Genomic DNA, 11,544 nt, shown 5'->3' on the forward strand with positions numbered 1-11,544 from the left:
AGTGAGGAAACGGAGTATGATCGAGCCAAATCTAAAATTTACCCGGCAGGAATTTGCCGAAAGATTGCAGAAGACACGCGCGGCGATGCAAGAGCGCGGCATCGATCTTCTCATCTGCAGCGACCCTTCCAATATGGCGTGGCTGACGGGTTATGATGGCTGGTCGTTCTATGTTCATCAGGCCGTGATCGTACCGCCGGAAGGCGAACCTATCTGGTATGGCCGGGGGCAGGACGCAAATGGCGCGAAACGCACAGCGTATTTGGCGCATGACAGCATCATCGGCTATCCCGACCACTATGTTCAATCGACAGAGCGCCATCCCATGGATTTCCTGTCGAAGATCCTTGCCGAGCGCCACTGGGACAAGCTGACCATTGCCGTGGAAATGGACAATTATTGGTTTTCTGCCGCAGCATTCGCATCCTTGCAGAAACATTTGCCCAACGCCCGTTTTGTTGACGGCACGGCACTCGTCAACTGGCAGCGCGCGGTGAAAAGCCTGACCGAACTCGATTACATGCGCAAGGCGGCGCGCATCGTTGAAGCCATGCACCAGCGTATCGCCGACAAGGTCGAGCCTGGCATGCGCAAATGCGATCTTGTGGCAGAAATCTACGATGCAGGCATTCGCGGAACAGCTGGTTTCGGCGGCGACTATCCGGCTATCGTACCTCTGCTCCCGTCGGGCGCAGATGCCTCGGCACCCCACCTCACCTGGGACGACAGACCGATGAAGCTTGGAGAAGGCACATTCTTCGAGATTGCCGGGTGCTACAATCGCTACCATGTGCCGCTTTCGCGCACCGTGTTTCTCGGCAAACCAACCCAGCAATTCCTCGATGCGGAAAAGGCTACGCTCGAAGGCATGGAGGCGGGTCTTGCTGCGGCCAGGCCGGGCAATGCCTGTGAAGACATTGCCAATGCGTTCTTCGCGGTTCTGAAGAAATACGGCATCGTCAAGGACAATCGCACGGGCTATCCGATCGGCATTTCCTATCCGCCGGATTGGGGTGAACGCACAATGAGCCTGCGTCCCGGGGACAGGACCGAGCTCAAGCCGGGCATGACCTTCCATTTCATGACAGGGCTGTGGCTTGAGACAATGGGCCTTGAGATCACCGAAAGTATCCTGATCACCGAAACCGGCGTTGAATGTCTTGCCAATGTGCCGCGCAAGCTTTTCGTCAAAAACTGAGGCCAAAATGCAGTCAGGAACACTCGGGCCTTCGCCTGTCACACCAACCATCGACCTCGACAAGCAAGGTGTGCAGCACGGCTTTTTGCGCCTGCCCTACAGCCGCGATGATTCGGCCTGGGGATCAGTAATGATCCCCATTGCGGTCATCCGTAATGGTAAGGGGCCGACGGCTCTTCTGACAGGCGGTAACCATGGCGACGAATACGAAGGGCCGATAGCTCTTTTCGATCTCGCCCGCACCCTCGATGTCGCCAGTGTCAGCGGTACGGTGATTATTGTTCCCGCAATGAACTACCCGGCCTTTTGTGCCGGTACCCGCACCTCACCCATTGACCAGGGCAATATGAACCGGAGCTATCCCGGCAGGCCTGATGGGACGGTGACCCAGAAGATCGCCGATTATTTTACCCGTGAATTGCTGCCGCGCGCCGACGTGGTGCTTGACTTCCATTCCGGAGGCAAAACGCTTGATTTCGTGCCGTTTGCTGCTGCCCATATCCTGCCCGACAAGGCGCAGGAGGCCAAAGGGTTCGAAGCCGTCAAGGCGTTCTCCGCACCCTGGTCCATGCGAATGCTCGAGATCGACGCGGTCGGCATGTATGACACGACGGTGGAAGAAATGGGAAAGGTCTTCGTTACCACAGAGCTCGGCGGCGGCGGCACTGCCCGTGCAGAAACGGTCGCCATTGCCAAGCGCGGCGCGATGAACCTGCTACGCCATGCGGGCATTGTCAGTGGCAAGATCGACCAGCGCCAAACACGCTGGCTCAACATGCCTTCAGGAGATTGCTTTGCTTTCGCAGAAGACGTCGGGATGATCGAAACGATGGTCGATCTGGGCGATCCGGTGGCACAAGGGCAAGTCATTGCCCGTATTCATTCTATCGGCCGCACCGGCGCAGCACCTGCTGATATTCGCGCAAAGCTTACCGGTCTCCTTGCCGCCCGTCATTTTCCTGGGCTGGTTAAACCTGGTGACTGCGTAGCAGTCGTCGGGATTGCGGACTAGGCTTTCAAGTGCGGCCGAACTCTTTTCTCAGTTCGTCTTTTGCACGTTCCAGCACTTGTTTCTGCTTCGCGGGAAGGTTGCTTCCCGCGCGATTGATGTAAAACGTCAGCATCGACATTGCTGATCGGTAAGGACTGGATTTTCGCCGATTGGAGCGTTCCGCCGATCGCCGTAGCGAACGGGCAATTTCATGCGGATCGTCCCGTTCGAAGATGTTCGCTTCAAGATCGAGCGCATCGCTGTGTTGTGTAACGTCCTTTGACCATTTTTCCTTTGTTTTCGTGGCCATTGGAACCTCCTGCGTTTATTCCAACGTTACCTTCTTGGGGTCAAACGCACCGTAACCGCGAATTTCAGCAACCTCGGCCTTTGGTTCCTCGTAGGACCACATTGCATCGTCGGCTGCCTCGCCTTGCCCTCTCACCCGCCAATAGGACGCTGTCCCTTTCCAGGGACATTGCGTATTCGTGGCAGTTTTCTCGAGGTGAACGAAATAGATGTCATCGAACGGCACGTAGAGGACGGGATTATGTCCGGGTTCCCGCAATTCCAATGCATGATCCGTGGACGCAATGACCACGTCACGAAACCGCACTGTAACCGGGTGAGAATATGGTTGGATTGTAATGCCGCGTTCCATTTTGTGCTTCCTCTGGTTCTGCGCTCCGGCACCCCGGTTCAGACACGTTGCCGCAGGACTCCGAGAGCGATGATGGCGCCGAGGACGATCGGACCCATGATAACAACGAGAAACCATAAAAATTCAGACATGTGCTCATCCTTTCCCGACTCGTGTCTCTAAAACAAAATCAGGGGTGGAAGGTTCCGGGACGGTCTTGATCGTGTTGAGCCAAGCAACGCTCGTGTGATGGAATCTCACGCTCAACAAAAATAGCCGCCCGGGTGCCGGCATTGTTCCTCCCGGAACAATGACCCGGAATGGCGCGTTTGGACGAACGTGAAATTGATATATGTTCGACACAGATCAGTGCAGTGGCGCCGAAACACACCAGCATGTGGCAGAAAAGCTGGTGGCCCAACTGATGGGCCCGCCGTCGCAGCTGTTCGATGCGGTTGCATTGCTTGCTTCTTAAGGCGCTGCCAACGAGAGGCCGGCCATCCAGTTGGCATCGGACGTGTCGCGCCTCAGGCGGTTTCGCGCTCCATCCGCACTTCGGCCTCCAAGCTTTCAAGATCCCGATATATGGAGGCGGTGGCAAGAGTCCGCCCCCCTCTCTTGTATTGAACCAGGCAGTCCCTGGCTTTTATATCGCCGTCGATGACAATCTCATCCCAATTTTCTGCGTGGCCAACATAGTTGATCGGGACGTCATAATGCTGACTCCAAAAGAATGGCACAGCGTCGAACTTTTCCTGCAGCCCAAGCATGTTGAGTGCAGCGAATTGTCCCTGGCGTTGTGCAACGACCCAATGCTCGACGCGAATACTCCGGCCGGAATGCGGATCCGGCCAGCGCGCAATATCGCCCGCCGCATAAATTCCCGGCTCGCTTGTTTCGAGATAGGCATTGACGACAACGCCGTCATCGATCGCGAGGCCAGCCTGCTCAGCGAGGGCAAGGCGCGGACGTACCCCTATGCCCGCAACGACGAAGTCGGCCTCCACCATAGCTCCGCTCTTGAGCCGAACCTTTGAGCTTTCGATCGCCGTCACCGTATCTTCAAGATGAAAAATGACACCATGCTCTTCATGGAGTGTCCGGACGAAATCACCCATTTCCGGTCCAAGGACGCGCTCCATTGGCCGCCGGCCAGGAGCGACCACATGAACTTCGATATCGCGTGCACGCAGGGAGGCGGCAACCTCGAGCCCGATAAAGCTGGCTCCTATTACAACGGCGCACCGGGCCCCTTTTGCCGCCGCGATGATTGCGCGGCTGTCATCGAGCGTCCGCAGCGTGTGGACGTTTGACTGATCCGCACCGGGGATGGTCAGGCGCACCGGCTCTGCGCCGGTTGCGAGCAGAAGCCGGTCATAGGCGATCTTGTCTCCGGCCGCGGTTATCGCATGTTGCGCAACAATGTCGATCGAAGTGACCTCTGCTTGGAGGCGAAGGCCAATATTCGCCTTGCTGTAATACTTGTCAGACCGCAGCGGCATCCAGTCTTCCGGCGCGCTGCCGGCAAGGTAATCCTTGGAAAGGTTCGGCCGGTCGACCGGTGCGGCAGTGTCCGCGCTCAACATGACGATACTGCCTTGGTAATCGCGCCGGCGAAGCATTTCCGCTGCTGCGAAACCCGCTGCGCCACCACCAATGATCAGGATTCTCCCGGGTTCATCCGGTCGTGCCGGCCGCGCTTGGCTTTGCTTGTCGAGCTTGCTTTCGACGAAAACCCGCCCGTCCCGTTGATCGACCTTCCAGCACGACAATGCGCTCAACGCCGGTGCCCGGATTGCCTCACCACTGCGCAAATCGAAGCAGGCGTGGTGCCAGGGGCAGCGTATGGTATTCCCTTCGACCAGCCCATCGACGAGCGGACCATGATAATGGCTGCAGAGTGCATCGATCGCAAATATCCCGGTATCCGCCCTTACAAGGAGAACTGGCTGTTTTCCCACATGCCCCAGGAGCTTGCCTCCATCGAGGGCAGTGACAGCAACGCCCTGCGTGAGATCAGGGCCGCTGGAGGACTGTTGTTCCGTCATGGGCGTCTCCTTCGATAGCGAACCTTTGGCTTCCTCGAGCCAGCAGACGGCTGGAAGTCTTTACGCCCTCATCATACGACCCATCGTGCGGGGATAGAAGCGACAATCATACCCGATTGATCCGGCGTCAAACGGTGGTCGGGCCATTCGGGAGCAATAGTTAAAAGCCCAATGACTGCTGTTTGGGTTCCGGTGCCCCGACGTGAACACCCTCCAGCTCGAGCATGCGGATCTTCGCCGCAGAACCGCCTGGCGCGGAAAAACCGCCGACTTTGCCGCCGGCCGCCAATACCCGGTGGCAGGGGATGATCAGGGCAACCGGATTCTTGGCCATGGCTTGGCCCACATCCCGTGCAGTTTCCGGTCCGGCACCAAGTTCTTTCGCCAGCGCACCGTAGGTGGTCGTATGACCCCAGGCGACCCGCCGCGCGGCAGCATAGATCTGCTCGAAGAAGGCGTCCTGCTCACCGAGATCGAGCCTGAAGCCAGAAAAATCCGTCTCCTCACCGTCGAAATAGCGCTTTACGGCGGCAACTGCTTCACGCACCTCCGTCGTGGGCGCGCCGGGTTCGGCTACAGGCAGCCGGCGCAACAGATTCCGCTCCGTGGCTTCGGCGCTCCTCGTCGGCAACTGGAAGCGCGTGATGCCGATCTGATTCCATGCGATGCCGCAGAAACCGCCGGCAGTTGGGAATATATGATAATGGTGCACTGTCTGGCCCATGATACAGCCCTCTAATCCAATCTAACCGTGAAGATTGTGCAGCCGGCATGGGAATTCAACCCGATTCCTGCATCATGCTGACGGCAGCCGCATGGCAGTTTGATGCTCGCCTACCGTAATGCGCCGATCAAGGCGCGGAGGCCTGCCGAGACGTTCTTTCGGCTGGGATAGTAAAGGAACAGATCGTCGAGCGGCGCACACCAGTCGTCAAGGCAACGGATCAGCGCCCCGCTCTGCAAATGCCGCTCGATCCGGTAATCCCAGACGTAAGCGAGCCCTGCACCCGATAATGCGGTCTCCACCATCAGTTCCTGATCGTCGATCGTAACAGGACCCTCAACGTTAACGTCAATATTTTCCGAACCCCTCTCAAATTCCCAATTGAGCATGGACCCGCTAGGAAAACGATAGCGGATACAGCGGTGGTCTTTGAGATCGTGGGGCGTCATGGGTATGTTTCGCCCGGCAAAATATGTGGGTGTTCCAACCACTGCAAAGCGCAGACGCGCGGCAATGCGCACTGCCACCATATCCTGCGACAGGCGCTCTCCGAGCCGGATTCCCGCGTCGAACCCCTGTTCGACAATGTCGACAAGCCTGTCGGTTGCAACAATCTCCAACTGCAGACCCGGATTGCGTTCCACAAGAGGGCCAATCACCTTGCCGAGCACAAAGGGCGCGATCGAGTGCGGAATGTTGATCCGGACAGTTCCGAACGGTGTGTCGCGGAACTGGTTGAGCGTTTCAATTGCTTTGTGAATATCAGCAAAGGCTGGCTCCAATTGCGCAAAAAAATGCGCACCAGGTTCGGTAAGCGATACGCTGCGGGTCGTGCGATGGATCAAACGCAGCTCGAGCCGCGTCTCCAGCCGCTTGATAGCATGGCTGACAGCCGAAGCGGTCATCCCCCGCTCGATTGCTGCCCGACGGAAGCTCCTGTGCCGCGCCACCGCCAGGAAAACCAAGAGTTCAGTTATCTCAAAATTCTGCATTTCATGAATTTCAGTCAACAGCCTATCATATATTGTTGCTATAAAAATTAACTATCAACCCTGCTATCTGTTGTCCATCCAACGCACACCGACAGACGCGAAATATATGCAAAGAAAGGACAGGCACATGAGCAAAAATATCGAGGGCAAAATCGTTGTAATAACTGGAGCAAGCAGTGGTCTTGGCGAAGCCACGGCCCGCCATCTTGCGTCGCTTGGAGCAACAGTCGTGCTCGGCGCCCGCCGCGTGGATCGCCTGGAGAAAATCGAAGCTGAGATTACTGCAGCCGGTGGCAAGGCCAAGGCGTTCGCGATGGATGTTGCGAAGAAATCGGATGTCGAGACGCTTATCGCCGGCGCAATCGAGGCGTTTGGCAGCATCGATGTCGTTGTGAATAATGCTGGCTTGATGGCGATTGCGCCAATGTCAGCCACCAAAACCGACGAATGGGATCGGATGATCGACATCAACATCAAGGGTCTGCTTTACGGTATTGCTGCCGCACTGCCGGTCTTCGAAAGGCAAGGTTCGGGACATTTCATCAATATTGCTTCTGCGGCAGGCATCAAGGTCTTCAGTCCGGGAGGCACGGTTTACAGCGGCACCAAATTTGCTGTCCGCGCGATATCGGAGGGATTGCGTCACGAAGTCGGCGGCTCCATCCGCACGACGATTATTTCGCCCGGAGCAATCGATTCCGAACTGAAACTCGGATCGTCGCACGAAGAGAGCGCGAAGTCCGTCGGAGAATTCTACCAACAGGCGATCCCCGCTGATTCCGTTGCCCGCGCCATCGCTTATGCGATTGAACAACCTGCCGACGTGGATATCAACGAGATCGTTCTGCGACCCACCATTCAGGAGTTCTGAGTTCACCCAAGATGAAGTTATGAGGCTCGGAAACGCAAAGCTCGTTCCAGGCATGCCGGTTGAAACCTTCATCAAACGGGCGACCGTAGTGTAGCATCCTACTTCATCAAGCCCTTGATGGACCAGGCCAAACGAGCCTTCCGCGAAGGTTGACCAGGGTCGAATTGTATTCTGCCATGCTAGTCACGGATCAACGAGATATTGAAGCGAACGCTGGTCGGGTGCTCCTAGATCCCCTCGCCTTGCGTATTGGCTTCCTCGTGTGTCAGCGTTGCGATGAAACGCTTTGTGCGTTCCCGCTTCGGCTGCGTGAAGATTTCACGTGATGTGCCTGTTTCGACGATAACGCCCGCGTCGAGCACGGTCACTTCATTGGCGATTTTGGACGCCAGTCGAAGGTCATGGGTGGCCATGACCATGGTCGTGCCTTCGCGCGCCAGTTGCGCGAGCACATCGACAACCTCGCCGGAAAGCTCAGGGTCGAGCGCCGAGGTCGGCTCGTCGCACAGAAGAACCTTCGGTGACGGTGCCAAGGCACGGGCAATTGCCACGCGTTGCTGCTGCCCGCCGGAGAGCGTGGAGGGCCAAACATCGGCCTTATGGGCAAGTCCGACCTTCTCAAGCAGCGCCATTGCCCGCTCCCGTGCCCGATCCTTCGGCCATCTTAGGACCGTGGTCAGGCCTTCCGTAACGTTCTCGACGACCGTGCGATGCGGGAACAGCTGGAAATTCTGGAAGACCATGCCGGTATGCCGGCGCAGCAACTGCACCTGCTTCGCGCTAACTCTGGCGCCGGAATGGAACTCAAGCCTGTCCCCAGCGATCCCCACCGACCCAGACGTTGGAATCTCCAGCAAATTTATGCACCGCAGCAGCGTGCTTTTGCCGCCGCCGGACGGGCCGACCAGCGCCATGACCGCGCCTTCAGCGACGCTGAGCGAAACATCGTTCAGAACCGTCAGATCGCCGAAGCGCTTTACGATGTTTTTAAGTTCAATCATCATGACCGTGCCTCAAGGAATCCGCCATAACGATTGAGACGTGTCTCAAGCCGCCCTTGCAGCGACGAGAGGACCGAGCTCATCACGAGGTAGATCAATGCCGCCTCTACGTAGAGGATAAGCGGCTCATAGGTGGTCGCAACGATGCGCTGCGCCGCCTGGAACAATTCCGGAACGGTGATGGCTGCCGCCAGGGAGGTGTCCTTCACCAGCGAGATAAAGGTGTTTGACAGGGGCGGCACGGCAACCCTCGCGGCCTGGGGCAGGATGGTGCGGCGCATCGCCTGGCTCCAACTCATGCCGATCGAATAGGCCGCCTCCCACTGCCCCTTCGAAACAGAAGAAATCACCGCGCGCAGAATCTCTGACGTATAGGCACCGATGTTGAGCGTGAAGCCAATCAGCGCCGCCGTGAATGCATCGAGCACGATGCCCACGCTCGGAAGGCCGTAAAATATCAGGAACAGTTGCACCAGAAGCGGCGTTCCGCGAATGATCCAGACATAGAACTTGATGATCGCTGCAAATGGGCCCGGCGCGAAAAGCCGAATGATCGCAGCGATAAGGCCGACCGTGAGGCCGAGCAGGAAAGACAGCAGCGTCAGCGGAATGGTGAAAATCAGCCCCGCCCACAACAGGGACGGCAGCGATTCAAGCATCAATGTCAGCCAATGGGACAAAGCGGGTTCTCCCTACAAAGACAAAGGCAGGGAGTTTTGCCCCCTGCCCCCTCTTAGAGCGTAAAACTTCTCAGCCGTAAACGGCTGTTACTTCGAAACGTCCTGGCCGAAATATTTGTCGGCGATCTTTTTGTAGGTACCGTCCGTCTTGATCGCCTCAAGCGCTTTATTGATGGCGGCCAGCAGATCCGGCTCGCTTTTGCGGATGATGATGCCGGAGAAATCCGCATTCTCCTGCTGGGCAGCAATCTTCACGTTGGCGTCCGGCTTGTGTTTCTTGAAATCAAGGAAGGACAGGCTGTCGTTGATCGTGGCGTCAGCACGGCCATTCAGCACCAGCTGGATCGACTGGTCAAAACCATCGGTCCCGACAAGTTCGGCGCCGGCCTCCTGGGCGATCTTGCCAAAATTGCTGGAAAGCGACTGTGCGGACTTTTTACCCTTCAGATCGGCAAAGCCCTTGATCTCCGTATTGTCACCCTTGATGATGAGTACCGCCTTGGAAGCAATATATGGCTCGGAGAAATCATACTTCTGTTTGCGTGCTTCCGTGATACCGACCTGGTTGATCACCGTGTCATAACGGTTGGCATCGAGACCAGCGATCAGGCCGTCCCACTTGCCTTCAAGAAACTGCGGCTTTACGCCGAGGTTCTTGGCGATTGCCTCGCCGATTTCCACGTCAAAGCCGACGAGCTTGCCAGAAGCATCATGATAGGTGAACGGTGCATAAGTGCCTTCCGTGCCGATCTTGAGAACGCCCGCCGCCTTGATCTGCTCGAGATTGGAGGCAGCCTGTGCCTGTGCAGGCAAAATTGCGAGGGCGCCAACGACGAGGAGTGATTTCAACCAGTTCATTTTGTTTCCATCCGTTTGTTATATGCCTTTCGGCGAATGACTGAAAAATGTCACTTTGCTCCAGCGCTGCATAGGCATTCGCCGCTGGTGCGGTGCGTAGTTTGGCAAAATTCATACCAGAAATCGCCCTGACGAGGGAATAATATTCCAGGGCGATTTGGCCAACAAAATCCCCGAATTTCGCTAGGCCAGCCTGATGTCCGTCTTGCTGTGGAAAACGTGTACATCTGCCGGCTTGATGCCGAGGCTAATCGTATCGCCTGGACCGCGGTCGGTCCGGCCCATGGCGAAGATGCAAACCTGTTGCCCCGCCAGTTTCGTATAAAATTGCGTCGACAACCCAAGTGGCTCGATGACCTCGATCTTTGCCTTCAATGTGTCAGCACTGCCAACCTCGATGTTCTCGGGTCGAATACCGACCGTTACCCTATTACCATCCTCAACCTTGAGTTCCGGCCGCAGGGGTATCACCTGACCGTCGGCGAGTTCCGCGGTAACCGCGTTGCCTTGCCGCGCCACGACGGCCGGCAGGAAATTCATGCCGGGCGAACCGATGAAACCGGCGACGAACAGATTGGCAGGATGGTCGTAAAGTTCGAGCGGCGTACCAACCTGCTGGATCACGCCATCATGCATGACGACGATACGATCGGCCATGGTCATGGCTTCCACCTGATCGTGCGTGACATAGACCGAGGTTGTCTTCAGTTGCTGGTGCAGCGCCTTGATCTCGGTGCGCATGTGCACGCGCAGCTTGGCGTCGAGATTGGACAATGGCTCGTCGAACAGGAATACTTTCGGATCGCGCACGATGGCGCGGCCCATGGCGACACGCTGGCGCTGGCCACCGGAGAGCTGGCGCGGCAGACGCTCAAGGAATATGTCAAGACCAAGGCGCTTTGCTGCACTGCCGACGCGGTTCATGACCAGCTCCTTCGCGGTCTTGCGCAACATCAGGCTGAAGCCCATGTTCGAGGCAACATCCATATGCGGGTAGAGTGCGTAGGACTGGAACACCATGGCGATGTCGCGGTCCTTCGGCGCTACGTCATTGACGACGCGGTCGCCAATTCTGATTTCGCCAGCGGAGATTTCTTCAAGCCCGGCGATCATCCGCAGCAGCGTGGACTTGCCGCAACCGGATGGGCCTACAAGGACGACGAACTCGCCATCGGCAATGGAAAGGTCCACCGCCGAAAGCACATTCATGGCGCCGTAGTTTTTCCGGACGTTGGAGATGGTGACAGAGGCCATGGTTTTGATCCTTTATTATCCCTTCACTGCACCAGCCGTAAGGCCCGTGACGAGGTAACGTTGCAGGAAGGCGAAGAATAGGCAGGCCGGAATGAGAGCGAGCACAGATGCCGCCATCATCTGACCCCAGTCGACCGCAAACTTGCCGATGAAGGTCAGGAGCCCGACGGCAAAGGTTTTCTGGCTATCGCTGCTGATCAGCATCAGCGCGAACAGGAGCTCGCTCCAGGCCGCGGTAAAGACGAAACCGAGCGTTGCGCCCATGCCCGGGAGCGTCAGGGGAATGA

At 57.2% G+C, this 11,544-nt stretch carries 12 protein-coding genes and 2 pseudogenes; 4 read left to right on the plus strand and 10 right to left on the minus strand.

What is annotated here, in order from left to right:
• The first annotated feature begins 19 nt into the window (after positions 1-19).
• Both doeA and doeB read left to right on the plus strand, forming a co-directional pair.
• Complete coding sequence (gene doeA, locus AAAC48_RS28010) at positions 20-1,198, plus strand: ectoine hydrolase DoeA (RefSeq protein ID WP_340657343.1); 1,179 nt, start codon at positions 20-22, stop codon at positions 1,196-1,198.
• A gap of 7 nt (positions 1,199-1,205) precedes the next feature.
• Complete coding sequence (gene doeB / locus AAAC48_RS28015) at positions 1,206-2,210, plus strand: N(2)-acetyl-L-2,4-diaminobutanoate deacetylase DoeB (RefSeq protein WP_340657334.1); 1,005 nt, start codon at positions 1,206-1,208, stop codon at positions 2,208-2,210.
• Positions 2,211-2,214: 4 nt separating this feature from the next.
• On the opposite strand, the gene AAAC48_RS28020 is transcribed toward doeB, so the two are convergent.
• The 5 genes from AAAC48_RS28020 to AAAC48_RS28040 all read right to left on the minus strand — a co-directional run bounded on the left by AAAC48_RS28020 (position 2,215) and on the right by AAAC48_RS28040 (position 6,593).
• The gene (locus AAAC48_RS28020) at positions 2,215-2,499 is read right to left on the minus strand and encodes a DUF3175 domain-containing protein (RefSeq protein WP_340657335.1); all 285 of its coding nucleotides are present in this window, start codon (positions 2,497-2,499) and stop codon (positions 2,215-2,217) included.
• A gap of 15 nt (positions 2,500-2,514) precedes the next feature.
• Positions 2,515-2,850 (minus strand): DUF427 domain-containing protein, encoded by a 336-nt coding sequence (locus tag AAAC48_RS28025; protein WP_340657336.1) that lies wholly within the window; start codon positions 2,848-2,850, stop codon positions 2,515-2,517.
• Between the two features lie 506 nt (positions 2,851-3,356).
• Positions 3,357-4,877 carry an FAD-dependent oxidoreductase gene (locus AAAC48_RS28030; protein ID WP_340657337.1) on the minus strand — a complete coding sequence of 507 codons (1,521 nt, stop codon included), beginning with the start codon at positions 4,875-4,877 and terminating at the stop codon, positions 3,357-3,359.
• A 160-nt stretch (positions 4,878-5,037) separates the two neighbouring features.
• The gene (locus tag AAAC48_RS28035) at positions 5,038-5,601 is read right to left on the minus strand and encodes a methylated-DNA--[protein]-cysteine S-methyltransferase (protein WP_340657338.1); all 564 of its coding nucleotides are present in this window, start codon (positions 5,599-5,601) and stop codon (positions 5,038-5,040) included.
• Positions 5,602-5,711: 110 nt separating this feature from the next.
• On the minus strand, positions 5,712-6,593 hold the full coding sequence (locus AAAC48_RS28040; protein WP_340657344.1) for a LysR substrate-binding domain-containing protein: 882 nt from the start codon (positions 6,591-6,593) through the stop codon (positions 5,712-5,714).
• Between the two features lie 127 nt (positions 6,594-6,720).
• Here AAAC48_RS28040 and AAAC48_RS28045 point away from each other — a divergent pair, with 127 nt between their 5' ends.
• Positions 6,721-7,464, plus strand: a complete 744-nt coding sequence (locus tag AAAC48_RS28045) for an SDR family oxidoreductase (protein WP_340657339.1) — start codon at positions 6,721-6,723, stop codon at positions 7,462-7,464.
• Positions 7,465-7,471: 7 nt separating this feature from the next.
• Positions 7,472-7,617: pseudogene (locus AAAC48_RS28050) on the plus strand (HlyD family type I secretion periplasmic adaptor subunit); the annotation flags it as partial.
• A 74-nt stretch (positions 7,618-7,691) separates the two neighbouring features.
• Here AAAC48_RS28050 and AAAC48_RS28055 read toward each other — a convergent pair.
• The 5 genes and pseudogenes from AAAC48_RS28055 to AAAC48_RS28075 form a co-directional block, all read right to left on the minus strand.
• Positions 7,692-8,465 carry an amino acid ABC transporter ATP-binding protein gene (locus tag AAAC48_RS28055; protein WP_340657345.1) on the minus strand — a complete coding sequence of 258 codons (774 nt, stop codon included), beginning with the start codon at positions 8,463-8,465 and terminating at the stop codon, positions 7,692-7,694.
• A complete protein-coding gene (locus AAAC48_RS28060) occupies positions 8,465-9,145 on the minus strand; it encodes an ABC transporter permease subunit (RefSeq protein ID WP_340657340.1) in 681 nt (226 codons plus the stop codon). Before AAAC48_RS28060 ends, AAAC48_RS28055 begins: the two co-directional genes overlap by 1 nt.
• Before the next feature lie 87 nt (positions 9,146-9,232).
• Positions 9,233-10,003 carry an amino acid ABC transporter substrate-binding protein gene (locus AAAC48_RS28065; protein WP_340657341.1) on the minus strand — a complete coding sequence of 257 codons (771 nt, stop codon included), beginning with the start codon at positions 10,001-10,003 and terminating at the stop codon, positions 9,233-9,235.
• Positions 10,004-10,186: 183 nt separating this feature from the next.
• Positions 10,187-11,257, minus strand: a complete 1,071-nt coding sequence (gene ugpC, locus AAAC48_RS28070; RefSeq protein WP_340657342.1) for a sn-glycerol-3-phosphate ABC transporter ATP-binding protein UgpC — start codon at positions 11,255-11,257, stop codon at positions 10,187-10,189.
• A gap of 15 nt (positions 11,258-11,272) precedes the next feature.
• A pseudogene (locus tag AAAC48_RS28075) lies at positions 11,273-11,544 on the minus strand (carbohydrate ABC transporter permease); the annotation flags it as partial.

This window comes from Phyllobacterium sp. (assembly GCF_037994405.1).
Taxonomy (GTDB): domain Bacteria; phylum Pseudomonadota; class Alphaproteobacteria; order Rhizobiales; family Rhizobiaceae; genus Phyllobacterium.